This is a genomic window from Halochromatium sp. (assembly GCF_054919635.1).
Genome location: NZ_JBUDPI010000038.1, coordinates 1 through 17,325 on the forward strand (window position 1 = coordinate 1; position 17,325 = coordinate 17,325).

General features: G+C 62.0%; 15 protein-coding genes and 1 pseudogene. 9 read left to right on the forward strand and 7 right to left on the reverse strand.

Translation table 11 applies throughout. The annotated features are described in order from the left end of the window. Positions 1 to 1,052: pseudogene (locus tag ACY693_RS04210) on the forward strand (ISNCY family transposase); the annotation flags it as partial. 112 nt (positions 1,053 to 1,164) lie between these two features. Here the strand turns inward: ACY693_RS04210 and ACY693_RS04215 are convergent. The 3 genes from ACY693_RS04215 to ACY693_RS04225 form a co-directional block, all read right to left on the reverse strand. Next, positions 1,165 to 1,413 (reverse strand): BrnA antitoxin family protein, encoded by a 249-nt coding sequence (locus ACY693_RS04215; protein WP_462320581.1) that lies wholly within the window; start codon positions 1,411 to 1,413, stop codon positions 1,165 to 1,167. 4 nt (positions 1,414 to 1,417) lie between these two features. Further along, positions 1,418 to 1,696: a BrnT family toxin gene (locus ACY693_RS04220; protein WP_462320582.1), complete on the reverse strand. Its 279-nt coding sequence runs from the start codon at positions 1,694 to 1,696 to the stop codon at positions 1,418 to 1,420. Positions 1,697 to 2,169: 473 nt separating this feature from the next. After that, the gene (locus tag ACY693_RS04225; RefSeq protein WP_462320583.1) at positions 2,170 to 3,216 is read right to left on the reverse strand and encodes a sensor domain-containing diguanylate cyclase; all 1,047 of its coding nucleotides are present in this window, start codon (positions 3,214 to 3,216) and stop codon (positions 2,170 to 2,172) included. Positions 3,217 to 3,725: 509 nt separating this feature from the next. Here ACY693_RS04225 and ACY693_RS04230 point away from each other — a divergent pair. Continuing rightward, complete coding sequence (locus ACY693_RS04230; protein ID WP_462320584.1) at positions 3,726 to 4,793, forward strand: methyltransferase domain-containing protein; 1,068 nt, start codon at positions 3,726 to 3,728, stop codon at positions 4,791 to 4,793. A gap of 171 nt (positions 4,794 to 4,964) precedes the next feature. Then, positions 4,965 to 5,366, forward strand: coding sequence for a hypothetical protein (locus ACY693_RS04235; RefSeq protein WP_462320585.1), 402 nt, complete (start codon positions 4,965 to 4,967; stop codon positions 5,364 to 5,366). A gap of 65 nt (positions 5,367 to 5,431) precedes the next feature. Here the strand turns inward: ACY693_RS04235 and radA are convergent, their stop codons facing one another. From radA to ACY693_RS04255, 4 genes are all read right to left on the reverse strand, one after another. Continuing rightward, positions 5,432 to 6,847 carry a DNA repair protein RadA gene (gene radA / locus ACY693_RS04240; protein WP_462320586.1) on the reverse strand — a complete coding sequence of 472 codons (1,416 nt, stop codon included), beginning with the start codon at positions 6,845 to 6,847 and terminating at the stop codon, positions 5,432 to 5,434. Next, positions 6,844 to 7,992, reverse strand: a complete 1,149-nt coding sequence (gene alr, locus ACY693_RS04245; protein ID WP_462320587.1) for an alanine racemase — start codon at positions 7,990 to 7,992, stop codon at positions 6,844 to 6,846. Before alr ends, radA begins: the two co-directional genes overlap by 4 nt. Next, entirely contained in the window at positions 7,989 to 9,368 is a 1,380-nt protein-coding gene (gene dnaB / locus ACY693_RS04250) for a replicative DNA helicase (protein WP_462320595.1), read from the reverse strand. The genes alr and dnaB overlap by 4 nt, the downstream gene beginning before the upstream one ends. Before the next feature lie 440 nt (positions 9,369 to 9,808). Further along, positions 9,809 to 10,309, reverse strand: a complete 501-nt coding sequence (locus tag ACY693_RS04255) for a glutathione peroxidase (RefSeq protein WP_462320588.1) — start codon at positions 10,307 to 10,309, stop codon at positions 9,809 to 9,811. Positions 10,310 to 10,622: 313 nt separating this feature from the next. Here ACY693_RS04255 and ACY693_RS04260 point away from each other — a divergent pair, with 313 nt between their 5' ends. The 6 genes from ACY693_RS04260 to ACY693_RS04285 form a co-directional block, all read left to right on the forward strand. Beyond that, positions 10,623 to 11,366 carry a ferredoxin--NADP reductase gene (locus ACY693_RS04260; protein WP_462320589.1) on the forward strand — a complete coding sequence of 248 codons (744 nt, stop codon included), beginning with the start codon at positions 10,623 to 10,625 and terminating at the stop codon, positions 11,364 to 11,366. 72 nt (positions 11,367 to 11,438) lie between these two features. After that, a complete protein-coding gene (locus tag ACY693_RS04265) occupies positions 11,439 to 13,004 on the forward strand; it encodes an ATP-dependent DNA ligase (RefSeq protein WP_462320590.1) in 1,566 nt (521 codons plus the stop codon). Continuing rightward, the gene (locus ACY693_RS04270; RefSeq protein WP_462320591.1) at positions 13,001 to 14,551 is read left to right on the forward strand and encodes a cryptochrome/photolyase family protein; all 1,551 of its coding nucleotides are present in this window, start codon (positions 13,001 to 13,003) and stop codon (positions 14,549 to 14,551) included. The genes ACY693_RS04265 and ACY693_RS04270 overlap by 4 nt, the downstream gene beginning before the upstream one ends. 30 nt (positions 14,552 to 14,581) lie before the next feature. Then, positions 14,582 to 15,886 carry a protoporphyrinogen/coproporphyrinogen oxidase gene (locus tag ACY693_RS04275; RefSeq protein WP_462320592.1) on the forward strand — a complete coding sequence of 435 codons (1,305 nt, stop codon included), beginning with the start codon at positions 14,582 to 14,584 and terminating at the stop codon, positions 15,884 to 15,886. 2 nt (positions 15,887 to 15,888) lie between these two features. Then, positions 15,889 to 16,641, forward strand: a complete 753-nt coding sequence (locus tag ACY693_RS04280) for a DUF429 domain-containing protein (RefSeq protein WP_462320593.1) — start codon at positions 15,889 to 15,891, stop codon at positions 16,639 to 16,641. Positions 16,642 to 16,663: 22 nt separating this feature from the next. Beyond that, on the forward strand, positions 16,664 to 17,325 hold a 662-nt coding region (locus ACY693_RS04285), incomplete at its 3' end, for a c-type cytochrome (RefSeq protein WP_462320594.1).

Consider the following 17,325-nt stretch of genomic DNA (forward strand, 5'->3'; position numbering starts at 1 on the left):
AGCGCCGCGGTCGTCGGAGCAATCATGCGTATGGCAATGCGCTGAAGACCTGGGTCCTCGGCCTCGTGCGCGAGCACTATGTGGACTTCGGCCCGACGCTGATCGCGGAGAAGCTAGCCGAGAAGCATGAGCTGGAGCTATCTCGGGAAACGCTCAGGCTCTGGCTGATGGAGGCCGGCCTCTGGCGAAGCCGCAAGCAGCGCGACAAGGCCGTTCACCAGCCCCGTAACCGTCGCGAGTGCCTCGGCGAGCTGGTCCAGATCGACGGCTCCGAGCATGCCTGGTTCGAAGGCCGCGGGCCAAAGTGCACGCTCCTGGTCTACGTGGACGATGCCACCGGGAGGCTGATGGAGCTGCGTTTCGTCGATTCGGAGACGACCTTCGACTACTTCCACGCGACTCGCCGCTACCTGGAGCACTATGGCAAGCTGGTGGCCTTCTACAGCGACAAGCACTCGGTCTTCCGCGTGAACAAGACCGGTGCCACCGGCGGCATCGGTCTGACGCAGTTCGGCCGCGCCCTGCACGAGCTGAACATCGACATCCTCTACGCCAACAGTTCCCAGGCCAAGGGGCGCGTCGAGCGGATGAACAAGACGCTACAGGACCGGCTGGTGAAGGAGCTGCGACTCGAAGGTATCGAGACGCTGGAGGCCGCCAACGCCTTCCTGCCGGGCTTCATGGACGGGTTCAACGCGAAGTTCGCCAAGGCGCCCGCCAGCGACAAGGATCTGCATCGACCGCTAACGGAGCTGGACGATCTCGACGAAGTGCTCAGTTGGCAGGAGGAGCGCACCGTCTCTAACAGCCTGACGGTGCAGTATGACCGGGTGGTCTACCTGCTGGAGCCCAACGAGGTCACCGTGGGACTGCGGCGCAAGAAGGTCCGTGTCCACGATTATCCGGACGGGACCATCGCCATCAAGTACGACGGGGGCGATCTGCCCTACTCCGTCTTCGACAAGGTCCGACAGGTGAAGCAGGCGGACATCGTCTCGAACAAGCGCCTTGGTGCCGTGCTCAAGCACGTCCAGGAGCAGCAGCAGATTCAAGCGGTGCAACGCAGCCAGAAGGCACCCACTCGACGCGGCCTGCGTCGATCGGCGGCAGAGCGCTTCCGGGAGGTGAACCCGGCCTTGGGTTGACCCCGAGGCCCACCGGGACTTAAGAACTCGCGCTCGTCAGCTCCTCGCGTAGCACGCGCCGCAGCGTTGTCTCGAGGTCGGCGCCGCTCTGCCGCTCCATGTGCTCGCGCAGGGCCTCGTTGATCAGGGTCTGGTAGTTGCCGCCGCCGCGCACCCGACCCCGGAACCACTCGATGATGTCCGGATCGAGGCGGATGGTGATCCGCTCCTTGTTGCTCTTGACGATGGCGCCGCGCTGGCTGTCGGTGAAGTCGTACTCGTCTCGCATAGGTTCAGCCTTGCTCGTAGTGCCGACGCTCGGCCGGTGTTGCCGGGCGTGCCGAGATGATGCGGATGGTCTGCGACTCGGGCTGCGGGTAAACCACCAGCAACACGCGCCCGAAGGCGTCCATACCGGTGATCAGGAAGCGCTGCTCCGCATGGTGGTCAGGGTCCGGCATCGAGCAGGCCAGCTCGTCGTAGAAGACTTCCGCAGCATCCGCGAAGTCGACCCCGTGCTTGCGCCGGTTCGCGTGGCGCTTGATTTCGTCCCACTCGAAGTCGATGTCCATGCGCCTAAGTGTATGCACACTTGTCCGACATGAACAGCGCGATGGCCATCAGGCAGTAGGAAAAAGAATCCGACTTGAACATCCTGTCATCGCCCTTCCGCGCCGTCAGACTGACCCACCCCCCGGGTTGGAGCCGGACATTTCTACTTTGCGCAGCACCGGACATCTGTAACTTGCGCTGACACTGTAGGGCCGATCCGGCTCCAGGGCGCGGCATGACTGGCTGAACGCGGAATCGGGCGAGCTCTTAGCCGCAGGCTTCGCGGCAGATTCTTCCGCCTTATGGGCGCTGCAACGGCGTCTGCAGTTCAGTAACACCGATGCCGCTTCTGTCCTTGGCGTGCATCCGCGCACCTATCGCGGCTGGCTGGCCGATGGCAAGGCGGCGCCGGCGGCGGTTCGGCTGCTGGCGATCTTGGCCGGCTTCGTGCCCTGGGATGGCTGGGCCGGCTGGGAGGCAGCGGCGCGGGCTCTTATTGCTTGGGCGCCTGACGTCGTTTCTGCAGACGCTTGGGCGTCTTACCGCGTTTCTGTAGATGCTTGTCTCGATACATGGCCTGATCTGCCCGCATGACCCACTGGCTGGCCGTCTCGCCTTCGATCAGTTCTGCAATCCCTGTGGCCATGCCAAACGGATAGTTCTTGAGCTGTGGACCCTGTGCGATATGCGCTCGGAACCGTTCAGCCAGCGTTGCGGCTCCCGGATAATCCGTCTCTGGGCACAGCATAAGAAACTCATCACCTCCCCAGCGTCCGCAGTGATCGGTGATGCGTGCAAAGTCGAGCAACGCGCTCGCAAAGCGTTGGAGCAATTCATCGCCAGCGTCATGCCCGAAGGTATCATTGATCGCCTTGAAGTCGTTGAGGTCGAGCAGGATCACGCAGGCACTCGTGTTCGTGCGCCGGACTCGATAACGCTCTTCTTCGAGCAGTCGCATCAACTCGCGTCGGTTATACAGTCCAGTGAGATAGTCGGTCCGCGCAATCAGCTCCAGGGCCTGCTCCTTTTCGAGCATGCGTAGATCATCCTCCATGGACTCGCGGAAGCTCGCGAGAACCTCCTGATAAAGCGCTTGGTAGGTCCTGGCCTGGCTATCAAGGATACAGATCGTGCCGAAGAAAGAACCATCCGGCCACCGCACGGGCAAACCGCAGTAGCTGATCATGTTCCGCTTGACATCCGGGTTGTCACGCCAGTGCGGATCGCTCAGGGCATCCTTGATCGCTAGCGGACGATTCTCCCCGATCACGGTTTCGCAATAAAGCCCTTGACCGAGCCGGTCTGCTCCATCGTCAGAGTAAGGATTCTGTGGGTTACGACTCCTCAGAAAGACTTGCATCTCTTCTTCGGTAATTTGCATGATGAGTCCGGCAGGGACCTGGTAAACCTTGGCCACAAGGTCGATCAGGCGCTGCCATTTGTTCACCACGGTGGGACTGATCGTCGGATGCTGTCGGCCCGTGATCGGAACCTCGACCGAGGACTGCGTTTCGCAGACCAACACCTTTGCGTTATCCATGGCTCGTTGCTACCAACTTCGGCGTGGCCCGGACGGACCTAGTAAGACCGTCCGGGAGTCTACGCACGTAGATTCTTGACCAGAGACGTGACAGGTCGGCGCCCTACTCGCTGACCTGCTGCGCCCGGCTCTCCCGTTCGGCCAGCGGCAATGAGAGTAACCTTTATTCCTGTGCGGTCATCAGAAGCCTGAAAAATTCTCCCGAAGTCGTTGCCTTACCCTGTAGGGGGATACGAACTACCAGTACGCAGGTATTGACAGGGTTTCGGCAGGTCGGCAACAGGAGTCGATTCATGGTGTGCGCAGTCAAGGTAAATGCGAACTATAGTAATGTCCGAGTGGACTTCGGTCCAACGCTGCGGGACAGGCGCTGGCTATGGCTCATGGAGGGCGGGCTCTGGCAGCACGATCCTTGGCCAGCAAGCGCTGGCGCTCCCAACCTCTCGCCCTTGTAAGGTCCTGAGTTCGGCTAGACAATCCGAGTCAACAACTGACTTGGAGAGACCAGCATGAGCGAGAACCTGCTCGAGAACGTCAAGCGCTACTACGGTGAAACCTTATCGGGCAGCGCTGACCTGCGCACGGATGCCTGCTGCACACCGGACGCCCTTCCGCCCAAGATGAAGCGCCTTCTTGCCGACATCCATCCGGAGGTCAGTGAGCGTTACTATGGCTGTGGGCTCGTCGCGCCCGATCTGCTGTCAGGTTTGCGTGTGCTCGATCTGGGCTGCGGCGCTGGCCGAGACGTCTATCTGCTCTCCCGGCTCGTCGGTGAGGATGGCGAGGTGGTCGGTGTCGATATGACTGCGGAGCAGCTCGCCGTGGCGGAACGCCATCTCGATCATCATCGAGAGCGCTACGGCTACCAAGGCTCCAATGTGCGCTTCATCCATGGGGAGATCGAGCACCTCGAGCGTCTCGGATTGGAGCCGAGCAGCTTCGATCTGATCGTGTCGAACTGTGTAATCAATCTGTCACCAGACAAGCCGGCTGTGCTCGCCCAAGCGCACGCGCTACTGCGCAATGGCGGCGAGCTCTATTTCTCTGATGTCTACGCGGACCGGCGCTTGCCACAAGCACTGATACAGGACCCGGTGTTGCATGGCGAATGTCTAGCAGGCGCGCTGTACTGGAACGACTTCTTGCAGCTTGCCCGCAACGCAGGCTTTGCCGATCCGCGCTTGGTCGAGGATCGGCCGCTGGCGATCGCGGATGCGGCGATTCAAGCGCGTCTTGACCCAGCGCGCTTTTTCTCCGCCACCTATCGGTTGTTCAAGCTCGACGGCCTAGAGCCGGACGCCGAGGACTACGGCCAAGCGGTCACCTATCGCGGCACCCTCCCCGACCACGCCGCCAGCTGGTCCTTGGACAAGCATCACCGGTTTGTGCTTGGCAAGGTTCAGCCAGTCTGCGGCAATACCTGGCACATGCTCCATGAGACACGCTTCGCCTCCCACTTCGATTTCTTTGGCGATGGCGAACGCCATCTCGGCTTGTTCGAGGATGGCGGCAGCGGCATTCCGTTCGATACAGAGCTCGGACGCCTGCCGGACTCAAGTCGCGCCAGTTACTGTTGACACGTCCCAGCGATGCCCGGAAGTGTGCTTGCGGGCCAGGCACCTGGGAGTGTGAATGTCGTCACAGAATGGACCTGAACAACCTCGAGTTTCCCGTCTTTTGCGCCATCAGGCATCCTGAATCTGCCTCTCGCTGCCGATAACAGAGGTAACAGCTAGAGGAGAACTGCAATGTACGACGACCAGACGCAACTTCAGATCGAGACACAAGCCCTTAGCCCGGAACCAGATTGCAGCGAGCACTCACGGCGGATGCGGGGTGCACTGACGAGCCTGGCGCTGCGCCACGAGAACGCGCTCTTTGCCGAAACGCGCGGCATCAGTCAAGGCAATCGTGCGACGGGTTGGCGGCCTGGCTACCTCAATCAGGCGACTGGCGAGTTCGAGCTGTCGCGGTTTAGCGATGGCAGACCGGCCCCGATCCATGTGCTTGACGGCCTTCCGGAGGCTTGGGTGCAATGTCGCGATGCCGAGGGCCGTGTGTTAGCCGCCGAGCCTGAGATCGTCTCCGGTTTCATTCGCGCTGGCCGCTTCTACACCCGCGAGCAAGCAGCACGCGCAGCGGCGCACTGAGCAGTCCCTTGCCGTTGATCCGAAACTGGTGGGATGACGCATTTGGGCCACGCGACATAGGCTGCTCACACGGCATCAATGGCTTCACGCAGGCTCAAGACAGGCTGGATTGTTAGGCCATCGATGCCGCCTTTGGGGACGTTGGCCTTGGGTACGACGGCCTGCTTGAAGCCGTGCTTGACCGCCTCGCGCAGCCGGTCTGGTCCATTGGGCACGGGCCGGATCTCACCGGACAGGCCGACCTCGCCGAAGACGGCGAGATCGACCGGCAAGGCCCGATCGCGGAAGCTCGACAGCACTGCGAACAGCACCGCCAGATCGGCAGCGGTCTCGGTCACGCGCACGCCACCGACGACGTTCGTGAACACGTCTTGATCGAACATCGCAATGCCGCCGTGGCGATGCAGCACCGCTAGCAGCATCGCCAAGCGGTTCTGTTCCAAGCCCACCGCGAGCCGGCGCGGATTGGTCAACGGGCTTTGGTCGACCAACGCCTGCACCTCGACCAACATCGGCCGTGTCCCCTCGCGGGTCACCAGCACGACCGATCCGGGGGCTGGCTCCGAGTGACGTGAGAGAAAGATCGCCGATGGATTCGAGACCTGACGCAGCCCGCGATCGGTCATCGCGAAGACGCCAAGCTCATTGACGGCGCCGAAACGGTTCTTGACCGCACGCACCAATCGATGGGCACTGCCGGATTCGCCCTCGAAATAGAGCACGGTATCGACCATGTGCTCGAGCACTCGCGGCCCAGCGAGCGCACCCTCCTTGGTGACATGTCCGACCAAAAACACCGTGGTGTCAGTGAGCTTGGCGTAGCGCACGAGCTGGGCTGCGGTCTCGCGCACCTGCGAGACTGAGCCTGGCGCCGAGGTCAGGGCCTCGGTATACAGGGTTTGGATCGAGTCGATCACCAGCACCCTGGGTGCCTCGGCCCCGGTGGTGGCCAGGATCTGCTCGATGCTGGTCTCGGCGAGCAGATTGAGGCAACCGGGCTGCAGTCCCAGCCGTTGTGCCCGCAGACTAACCTGCTGCGGCGACTCTTCGCCCGTGACATAGAGCACCGAGCCTTTGCTCGATGCGAAGGCAGGATTGGCGTCGATTGCGGCGCTGGCTTGCAAGAGCAGCGTCGACTTGCCGATGCCCGGATCACCGCCAATCAGTATCACGGAGCCCTGCACCAGTCCACCGCCGAGAACGCGGTCGAGCTCGGCAATGCCGGTTGGGGTGCGGACCTCCTGTTCCGGGGCGATCTCGGCGAGCCGGTGGATCGCGCTCAGATCCGCGCGTGCAGACTTGCCAGCGGCGCCAGCATAACCGCTCCCACCCGGCCGAGTCGCGGCCTTGGGCGGCAGCGACACCTGTTCGATGCTATTCCAAGCCCCACAGTCTGCGCAGCGCCCACTCCACTTGGGCGACTGGGCGCCGCAGCTATTGCAGACGTAGACGCTGCGTCCCTTGCCGGTCGTTGGGCTCACGATCGCGGCTCCTGGGTGTGGGCCTGCATGGCACCGTCGTCATGAACCATTCTCACCCGCGATGAAAGCCGACAGAGCAGCTCGTAGTTGATGGTGCCGACCTGCTCGGCGACCTCTTCTACCGCCAATCCCTGCCCCCAGAGCAGCACCGGGTCGCCAACCGCGGCATCCGGCACCTGCCGCAGATCGACGCTGATCATGTCCATGGAGACACGTCCGAGCAAGGCAGCCCGCTGACCGCGGATCAGCACTGGCGTACCTGTCGGCGCATGGCGCGGATAGCCGTCACCGTAGCCAATGGCGACGACGCCGACACGCATGGCCTCTGGGCAGCGATAGGTGCTGCCGTAGCCGATCAGCGTCCCAGCCGCCATCTCACGCACGGCGATGAGTTGGCTCGAGAGCGTCATCACCGGGCGCAGATCCAGCGCCTTCGCGGAGCGGTTGAGCAAGGGCGACCCACCGTAGAGCATGATCCCAGGACGCACCCAATCGCTGCGCGCGGCCGGATGCGCCAGCACGCCGGCCGAGTTGCCGATCGACACCGGCAGACCAAAGCGCTCCGCAAGCGCCCTCGCCTGCTCGCATTGCTCCCCGGTCATTGGATGCGTGGGATCATCGGCATTGGCTAGGTGGGTCATGATCCCTGCCAGCTCCAGCAGCGGCGCCGACGGTGCCTGTGCCGATGCCAGCGCGCGCACCCGTTCGATGAGCGCAATCGCCTCAGCCTGATGGAGACCCAACCGCCCCATTCCCGTGTCCAGCTTGAGCCAGACGCGCTGCGGCGTCGGTTGAGGGTTGGTCTGCAGCTGGCTCAGGATCAGGTCGAGATGCCAACTTGCATGCACGGTCAGCTCGACTCGCATAGACAGCACCGCGCCGAGCTCGGTCGCGTTGGCCACCCCTTCCATCACCAGGAGCGGCTTGCTGATACCAATCGCGCGCAGCCCGAGCGCCTCTTGCACCCGCGCCACGGCGAAACCGTTCGCGTCTTTCAGCGCGGCAGCACAGTGGCCGATGCCATGCCCGTAGGCATCGGCCTTGATCACCGCCCAGATGCGGCTCTTGGGCGCCGCCGCCCGGCAAACCGCGAGATTATGTCGCAGCGCGCCAAGATCGACTCGAGCGATCGGGCCGACGATCATTGGTAGCCCAGATCGCTGTAAAGGTCGTCGGCCAGGTTCTCGAACTTGGTGAACTGGCCCAGGAATGCGAGCTTAACGGTGCCGATCGGTCCGTTGCGCTGCTTAGCGATGATGATCTCGGCGACCCCTTTGTCCGGGCTGTCCTCGTGATAGACCTCATCGCGGTAGATAAACGCGATCACGTCTGCATCCTGTTCGATGGCGCCACTTTCCCTCAAATCCGACATCACGGGCCGCTTGTTCGGGCGTTGCTCGAGGCTTCGGTTGAGCTGAGACAGGGCAACGACCGGCACGTGAAGCTCCTTCGCCAACGACTTGAGTGATCGCGAGATCGCCGAGATCTCGGTGGCGCGGTTTTCGCCTTCACTCGGCGCCTGCATCAGCTGCAGGTAGTCGATGACGATCATGCCGAGCTCTTTCTCTTCGCGCTTCAGGTCGCGTTGCAGCCGACGCACCCGCGCGCGCAGATCGGTTGGGGAGAGCGCCGGGGTATCGTCGATATACATCGGCGCCTGCGACAGCATGGTCACCGCAGAGGTCAGCCGCGGCCAGTCTTCGTCGGTCAGCTTACCGGTGCGCACCCGATGCTGATCGATCTGACCCAACGATGACATCATGCGCATCGCCAGCGCGTCGCCCGGCATCTCCATGCTGAACACGGCTACGCCTTTTCCCGTCTTGATCGCGACGTTTTCGGCGATGTTCATCGCAAAACTCGTCTTTCCCATCGACGGTCTCCCCGCGCAGATGATCAGGTCAGCGGGCTGCAGGCCTGAGGTCTTCATGTCGAAGTCGATGAAGCCGGTTGGAAGGCCGGTGATGGGCTCGTCGCGATGATAGAGCTCATCGATCTTGTTGACCGCGATGGTCAGCAGGTCTTCGATCGACTTGAAGCCGCCGCCGCGAGTGAGCTGCTCGGCGATCTCGAACACCTTTGCCTCGGCGGCGTCGAGGATCTCGGCCTCACTGCGACCCTTGGTGTCGAATGCGAGATCGGCGATGCCGGTGCCGGCCCGGATCAGCTGACGGAGGACTGAGTTGAAGCGGACGATGCGCGCATAGTGCGCGGCGTTTGCCGCCGAGCCGGTGTTGCGATCGATCTCGGCCAGATACGCCATACCGCCCATATCATCGAGCAGCTTGCGCTTCTCGAGCGCCTCGGCCAGGGTGATGACGTCGAATGGGTGATCCTGCTCGGCCAGGATGTGGATGGCGCGAAAGATCAGCTGATGCTCTTGGCGGTAGAAATCGGTCTCACGCACCTTGTCCGCGACCTGCTCCCAGACGCTGTTCTCGAGCATCAGGGCACCGAGCAACGACTGTTCGGCCTGCAGGTTATGCGGAGGCACCCGCATCCCCGGCATCGCCTCAGCCATCTCCGAGAGCGCATCGGTTGGTGAGCCTGAGGGCTCGATGCCGAAGTCGTCCGGTAGCGCCGGTGGCGGGCCTTCCATGGCGTCTGGTTCAGGGTCCTCAGGATTCGATGGGCGTTTGCTCAAAGCGGCAGTCTCGTGCGTCGACGGCGGAGCCATCGTTCTCACTGCCCATTCTCTGTGCTTGCGCAGCGTTGAGCAATCCGGGGTGCGCTTCGGGGGTCATGAGATCTTGGGCCTCAAGCGCGCCGGTCTTGCCTCAAACCCACTGGAGCGCAACGGCGATGGTCACCCCCGAGTCATCAGGTTGTGCGCTCGGTTGCCCGTATCCAACAAGCGTTGCTTGGACTCTCCCCGAGGGAGGCAGCGTTATCGACTTTTAATCTATTTTTCATCCACTTGAGGATGACATCTCTCAAATCACTAGAATTCATACTTGGAACTTAAAGCAGTTTCTCAATAGCGTTGACTAACTTCTTGCTCTCAGGGGAGGTGATGCTAGAGAAGTAGTCGACGACCTGACCATCTCGATCGATCAGATACTTATAGAAATTCCATTTGGGATAGGCGCCGGTTTGTGCGGCAAGGTACTGATAAAGCGGGTCGGCCTTTCCTCTCTTGACATGCATCTTCTCGAACATTGGAAACTCGACCGAGTAGGTCAGCCGGCAAAACTGTTGGATCTGCTCCTCGCTGCCTGGCTCCTGGTTGCCAAAGTCGTTTGACGGGAACCCCAGCACCACGAGGCCCCGGTCCTTGTACTTGTCGTAGAGCGCTTCGAGCCCTTCGTACTGACCGGTGAAACCGCACTTGCTAGCGGTGTTGACCATCAGCACCACCTTGCCCTGATAGGCCTCGCATAGCTTGACCGTCTCATCACCAGCAAGACGGCGAAGCTCAAAATCGAGCGCAGGGCCGCAGTTGGCCGTTGCATTTGCGGACATGATGAATCCTCCAAGGAGCGTGATTAGGGTGAGCAGTCGCATCAGCGAGCCTCGTCTGTAGGTTGTACAAAGTATCGACAGATGCAAGATGGGAAGCATGGCTGCGAACACAATGGCCTACCGGAATTCCTGTTAGATCGCTGACCAGACCTCGCAGCTTCAAGATCTCACCTCAACGAGGGACGAGGTTCAAATGATCGAACGAGGCCACAGCTAGGAAAGTCAAAGATGAACAATCGCTGTACAAGGTTTGAAACGGCCTTTCCGGGACCAACTAGGCAGGATTGCAACATCAGAAACGAGGTATCTATCGATGGTTGATTGGATCGAAGGTCGCGTCACGGGCAAGCGCCACTGGTCGCAAGCGCTCTACAGCTTGCAGATCGACGCACCGCTGGAGGCCTTTCAAGCTGGGCAGTACATTAAGGTTGCCCTCGACCTGGATGGCGAGCGTGTCGGTCGGCCCTACTCGCTCGTCAACGCGCCGCAGGAGCAGCCGCTCGAGATCTACTTCAACGAGATCCCGGAGGGGCCCCTGACACCGAAGCTCTCCGATCTTGAGATCGGGGATCGCATCTGGGTATCGGCCAAGGCAAGTGGCGTGTTCACAATGGACAACGTTGTCTCGCGCCGGCATCTGTGGATGCTCGCAACCGGCACCGCGCTCGGCGTTTTTCTATCGATCCTTAAGACCGCCGAGCCCTGGGAGCGTTTCGAGCGCGTCATCCTGGTTCATGGTGCGCGCAACGCGGGTGAGCTGGCTTATGGCGAAACCATCGCCGAGCTGCAGGCTCAACACGAGCAGGCCTTTACCTTCATCACCGCCCTGACTCGCGACTCGAGCGAGACCTCGCTGCAGGGTCGCATCACGAATCTGCTCGAGAACGGCGTGCTTGAGGACACAGCAGGTGCCAAGATCAATTCCGACGACAGCCATCTGATGCTCTGTGGCAATTCCGAGATGATCAAGGACGTCCGTGCATGGCTCGAGGCCCATGGGCTGCACCGGCACAAGCGTCACGAGCCTGGTCACTACACCACCGAGCAGTACCACTGAGCTGGGCCAGGGCAAACGCTGAGCGCCCGCTGACTCGGACCGCCAAGCTGGAATCCGAACCTGACCCAGTCGATGACGGTGCTAAACAATCTGGTGGCCGCGTCGCTCGACCTGTCAGCGCTACCAGGTCGGCGGGCGAAGATCGATCGCGTTGCCGATCTGCTGCGCAACAGCAATCCGGCCGACATCGCTGTGGTCGCGCGCTGGATGACCGGCGAGCCGGCCCGCACCGCGCTTGGCATTGGCCCAGCGCAGGTCTCGGCAGCTCGGGCGAGGGCGACGTCAGTTGCCGTAGCACAGCTCGGCGTTGCCGAGGTGCACTCGGAGCTACAGCTCATCGCAAGACTGCAGGGCGCCGGGAGTAAGGCACAGCGAACCGAACAGCTAGTCCGACTCTTCGCCAAGGCCACGGAGCAAGAACAGCTTTTTCTTTCGCACCTGCTTCTCGGAGAGCTGCGGCAGGGCGCCCTCGTCGGGCTGATGATCGAGGCGATCGCGGTCGCGTTTGAACTGCCGCTAGCCGCAGTGCAGAGGGCTCAGATGCTGACCGGGGATATCGGTCGCGTGGCAGCTGTGGCACGAGCCGACGGACGCACCGGAATCGACGCGATCCAGTTACAGTTATTCAACCCGGTACAGCCGATGCTGGCCCAGCCGGCGACTGACCTTGAGCAGGCGTTGACGACGCTCAAGGCACCCGTGCTCGAGTACAAGCTCGACGGCGCACGGGTACAGGTCCACAAGCGCGACGCCGAGGTTCGCGTCTTCAGCCGGCAAGGCAACGACGTCTCCGGCGCCGTGCCGGAGCTCGTCGAGCAGATTGCTGCGCTTCCTGTTTCCGACCTCGTGCTCGATGGCGAAACCCTAACGTTTTATGACGACGGCCGCCCGCGTCCGTTTCAAACGACCATGCGACGCTTCGGCAGGCGTCGCGACGATAGCGACCTGCGCCGACAGCTGCCCATTCGGAGCTTCTTCTTCGATTGTCTTCGTATCGCCGGCGAGACCTTGATTGACGCGAACACCCTGACCCGTCAAGCAGCCTTAGCCGAGGCGCTACCGGCCGCACACATCGTACCGCGTTTGACCGCCGGTTCCCTGGCGCAAGCAGAAGACTTCCTCAGCCAAGCCCTAGCGACTGGACATGAGGGGTTGATGGCAAAGTCTCCCGAAGCGCCATACGCCGCCGGCGGGCGCGGCAATCACTGGCTGAAGCTCAAGCAAGCGCACAGTCTCGACCTCGTGGTGCTGGCCGCAGAATGGGGTAGCGGACGACGTCAGGGTTGGCTCTCTAACCTACATCTCGGAGCGCGGACCGATGATGCGTTCGTGATGCTTGGCAAGACCTTCAAGGGGCTGACGGATCAACTGCTCGCCTGGCAGACCGAGCAGCTCCTCGCGCGTGAGATCGGCCGCGATGGCATGGTGGTCCATGTCCGTCCCGAGCTCGTGGTCGAGATCGCGTTCAACGAGCTGCAGCGCAGTCGCCAATATCCAGCCGGCCTCGGGCTGCGCTTCGCGCGTGTGAAGCGCTATCGACCGGATAAGCCCCCGGCGGAGGCCGACCACCTCGACCAGGTCACTGCGCTCTTTGCGCGTCAGATTGCCTATCAAGAGCGGCGCACGGAGGACGGATGACAGCCAGTAGCGATCACCCCGGGGTTCGTTGCCTCAGGCTGGTGCTAGGCGACCAGCTTAACCGGCAGGCGCCGGTGCTGAGGGACCTGGACCCCGCTCAAGACCTGATCTGGCTCTGCGAGGCAGCCCATGAGGCGACCCAGGTGCCCTCGCACAAGGCGCGCATCGTGCTCTTCCTGTCGGCGATGCGTCACTTTGCGGAGTCGCTTCGGTCGGAGGGTCTACCCGTCCGGTATCTGACCCTAGATGCTCATGATGAGAGCAGGCTCGAGTCGGCCCTCGAAGCAGATCTGGTTGCGCTCAAGCCGAGGCACGTTTGCGTCACCCGTCCTGGTGAGTACCGGCTGCTTCAAGCACTGCGCGCTGTCTGTGAACGCCAAGCCGTGCCGTTTGAAGTGCTCGTCGACGACCATTTCCTCTGTACTCAAGCGGATTTTGAGGATTGGGCCCATGGACGCAAGACGCTACGCCTGGAGCACTTCTATCGCTGGCTGCGCAAGCGCGATCGCGTGCTCATGGATGGTCAAGCGCCCATCGGCGGTGCCTGGAACTTCGACAAATCCAATCGTAAGCCCTTCGGTAAGCAAGGCCCCGGGCTGTTATCGCCTCCTCTCTCTTTCAAGCCGGACGCAATCACAAGCGCAGTCATCGATCTGGTGGCAGCGCGATTTCCAGAAGCCCCAGGTCGCTTGGACGCGTTCGACTGGCCGGTGACCCACGACCAGGCTGAGGCCGCGCTCGATGACTTCATCAGCTGTCGCTTAGCAGCCTTTGGGCCCTTCCAAGATGCCCTCTGGAGTGGCGAGCCTTATCTCTACCACGCCCGGCTCTCCGCTGCGCTGAATCTCAAGCTGCTCGATCCACGACAGGTCATCGACCGCGCGGTGGCGGCCTATCATGCCGGCCATGCGCCGATCGAATCGGTCGAAGGATTCGTACGCCAGGTGCTCGGCTGGCGCGAATACGTCTGCGGGCTCTATTGGCGCGAGATGCCCGAATACCTGGAGCAGAACGCCTTGGCGGCCGAGCGACCACTTCCCGGCTTCTACTGGACCGGCGAGACCGAGGCCGCCTGCCTGCGTGAGACCATCGAGCAGGTCCTTGAGCACGGCTATGCGCACCATATCCAGCGACTCATGGTCACAGGTCTTTATGCCTTGCTGCTCGGCGTGAAACCGTCGGCCGTCCATCGCTGGTATCTGGCGATGTTCGTCGATGCCGTTGAATGGGTGGAGGCGCCAAACACGCTTGGCATGAGTCAGTTCGCCGACGGCGGGCTGCTCGCCTCCAAGCCTTATGTGGCGAGCGGTGCCTATATCCAACGCATGAGCAATTACTGCAGCCGATGTCGTTTCGACCCGAAACAGCCGGCTGGTGAGCATGCCTGTCCGTTTACGACCCTGTTCTGGGATTTCCTAGCGCGCCATAAGACTCGCTTCGCGCGCCATCCACGCACGGCGCTGATGTGGAGGAATCTGGAGCGCATCGACCCAGACCGGCTGGCGGCCATCCGGGATCATGCCGACACCTTGCGCCGCCAGGGTTGACCGGCCGAGCCCTCTTCGCTGGAGAATCGATTGAACACAGATGTCATCATCGTTGGTGCGGGCCTGAGCGGCTTGGCCTGTGCACGCGCATTACAGGACGCAGGCGTCAGCTGCCGCGTCCTGGAGGCCAGCGACCGCGTTGGTGGTCGCATTGCGACCGACCAGGTGGACGGCTTCCAGCTCGACCGCGGATTTCAGGTGTTGCAGACTTGGTACCCTGAGGCCCAGCGGCAACTCGACTACGCTGCGCTCGACCTGCAGCCTTTCTATCCGGGCGCCCAGGTTCGCATCGGCGACCGATTTCATCGCGTGAGCGATGTTTGGCGACACCCCGAGCGACTTCCCGAGATGGTCCTGTCCCCTGTCGGCACCTTGACCGACAAGCTGCGACTGCTACGACTGCGCCAGCGCGCAATCCAGGGCGATCTCCAATCCCTCTACGCGCGTCCTGAGACCTCAGCGCCGGCGCTGTTTCGTGACCTTGGCTTCTCCGAGCGGATCATTCAGCGCTTCTTCAAGCCCTTCTTCGCGGGTGTGTTCTTCGAGCCGGACCTGAACGTCTCGAGCCGGGCCTTCGAGTTTGTGTTCCGAGCCTTTGCCCTTGGCGATACGGCCCTCCCGGCTGCAGGTATGGAGCAGATCCCGCGACAGCTTGCGCGCCAATTGCCGCCAGAGGTGATTGAGCTGGGATGTCGGGTTGAGCGTCTGATCGGCACGGAGTCCAGATCGGGTTCCGATCGCAACGGGGCTGCGGGTGTCGATTCGGGCGTTGTCTTAAGCGATGGCCTCGCCGTCCGTGCCAAGGCCGTTGTGATTGCAACGGCTGGGCCTGAGGCCGCTCGGCTACTCGGCCAACCGATCCCGGCAACCCGCGGTACCACCTGTTTCTATTTTGCTGCGCCGACCGCGCCAATCCAGGGGCCTTACCTGGTCCTCGACGGCAACGGCGAGGGGCCTATCAACAGCCTGCTGTGCCCCAGCAACCTATCCGCGGCCTATGCTCCGCCCGGTCAAGCGCTGATCACGGTCAACTGCTTTGGTGACGAGCATGATCCAGATCAGCTCGGAGCGCTGGTGCAACGACAGCTTCGCACCTGGTTCGGCGCTGCTGTCGACAGATGGCGACAGCTAGCGGTCTACCGACTCAAAGACGCGCTCCCTGTTCAGGCACCGCCGGTCACTGCACCGCCTGAGGATCATAGCCTCGGGGCAATCGGCGACAAGCGATGGGTTTGCGGCGAGCTTATGACGCCACCGTCGATCCATTGGGCGCTCGCTAGCGGCCGACTCGTGGGGGAGTCCGTTGCTCGCCGGCTGCAGAGCGCTCCTGCTTGAGGATGCCGACAGAGGCTCGGCGATCCATCGCGACGATCGGCATCGACGGTTGCCGCGGCGGCTGGGTCTGGATTGGTGATCTCGGTGAAGGCTGGCGCGGTTCGGTGGTCTCCGAGTTGGAGCAGCTCGTGCCGATCTTGGCCAACGCAGCATTGGCACTCATCGATATGCCGATCGGTCTCCTTCAAGGTGGCGCGCGCGAACGTCAGTGCGATCAGCAAGCGCGCTCGCTGCTTGGCCGGCCGCGCGCTAGCAGCGTATTTCGGGTGCCCTGTCGACCCGCCCTTGAGGCCGTTGATCAGGGCTATGCGGCGGCTTGCGCAATTAATCGTCAGGAAACCGGCGTTGGGCTCTCGCTGCAGACCTTTAACATCATGCCCAAGATCCTGGAGCTTGATCGGTTGCTGCAGCGTCATCCGCCTCTGCGGGGTCGCCTCCGCGAAAGCCATCCCGAGCTCTGCCTGTTCGGCCTGAACCAAGGACGCTCGATGCGGCTCAACAAGCGAACTGCGGCCGGCCAACGCGAGCGACAACAGCTCTTGCGCCGGTGGTCACCGCAGATCGAGGCGATCATTGCCGAACTGGTCGCGCAGTATCCACGGCGCACCATCGCTGTTGATGACGTGGTGGATGCGGCAATCTTGGCGCTAGCCGCGCAGCGTATCCAAGGGCTGGGGCAGGCCCGCGAGCTACCCAACAGGCCTGCCCTCGATCCGACCGGTTTGCCGATGGCAATCCTGATGACATCCGACTGACCTCCTTTTCAGTATAAATTTTATGGTTATCAACGCGGTTGCAGCAGCTCGACCAATCGCCTATGTTAGGCGCGCTGAAAAGAACGATGAAGGCCTGGCCCTGATTCTCGGCCAGGACCTTAATCAACCTTCGCTAGAGCGAAGTCCTACCAAAGAGAGAACGGAGCAAGTTTCGATGTCGCTGACGCGTTCGCTTCTCGCCGCGCTGGTTGCGGTTCCACTGGCCTTGTTGGCAATATCCTTGCCCGTCCAGGCCGCTGACGATAACAAGGCCCGCAATGAGGCCCTAGACGACTACGAGCCTGACCTCGAAGCTGGCGAGGTCATGTTCCGCCAATGCGCGCTTTGCCATGGTCAACACGGCCAAGGCATTCTCGGGGGCAAATATCCACGTCTCGCCGGCCTCCCCGAGTACTACCTTGTGAATGCGCTGCGCGATTATCAGACGGGTGAACGTGGCTACGACGCAATGCTTGTCGTTGGTGGCCTGAAGACGGCAGATGACGAAGACCTGTTGGATCTTGCCGGTTATATCTCCGATATTGATATCGATCTCGATGTGCCGGGCCCGGAAGAAGGGAGCGCTCGATCCGGCCGCCGGCTCTACAAATATGATTGCAAGACCTGTCACGGACGGAAAGCCCAAGGCAAGTCGCGCAAGGATTCACCGCCATTGCGTGGTCA

Bases quoted from the DNA above. Each gene is read 5' to 3' on its own strand.
- ACY693_RS04225 (WP_462320583.1), bottom strand. From the start codon at position 3,216: ATGGATAACGCAAAGGTGTTGGTCTGCGAAACGCAGTCCTCGGTCGAG.
- dnaB (WP_462320595.1), bottom strand. From the start codon at position 9,368: ATGGCTGAGGCGATGCCGGGGATGCGGGTGCCTCCGCATAACCTGCAG.
- ACY693_RS04215 (WP_462320581.1), bottom strand. From the start codon at position 1,413: ATGCGAGACGAGTACGACTTCACCGACAGCCAGCGCGGCGCCATCGTC.
- ACY693_RS04220 (WP_462320582.1), bottom strand. From the start codon at position 1,696: ATGGACATCGACTTCGAGTGGGACGAAATCAAGCGCCACGCGAACCGG.
- alr (WP_462320587.1), bottom strand. From the start codon at position 7,992: ATGATCGTCGGCCCGATCGCTCGAGTCGATCTTGGCGCGCTGCGACAT.
- ACY693_RS04230 (WP_462320584.1), top strand. From the start codon at position 3,726: ATGAGCGAGAACCTGCTCGAGAACGTCAAGCGCTACTACGGTGAAACC.
- ACY693_RS04260 (WP_462320589.1), top strand. From the start codon at position 10,623: ATGGTTGATTGGATCGAAGGTCGCGTCACGGGCAAGCGCCACTGGTCG.
- ACY693_RS04255 (WP_462320588.1), bottom strand. From the start codon at position 10,309: ATGTCCGCAAATGCAACGGCCAACTGCGGCCCTGCGCTCGATTTTGAG.
- ACY693_RS04280 (WP_462320593.1), top strand. From the start codon at position 15,889: ATGCCGACAGAGGCTCGGCGATCCATCGCGACGATCGGCATCGACGGT.
- ACY693_RS04265 (WP_462320590.1), top strand. From the start codon at position 11,439: ATGACGGTGCTAAACAATCTGGTGGCCGCGTCGCTCGACCTGTCAGCG.
- ACY693_RS04270 (WP_462320591.1), top strand. From the start codon at position 13,001: ATGACAGCCAGTAGCGATCACCCCGGGGTTCGTTGCCTCAGGCTGGTG.
- ACY693_RS04235 (WP_462320585.1), top strand. From the start codon at position 4,965: ATGTACGACGACCAGACGCAACTTCAGATCGAGACACAAGCCCTTAGC.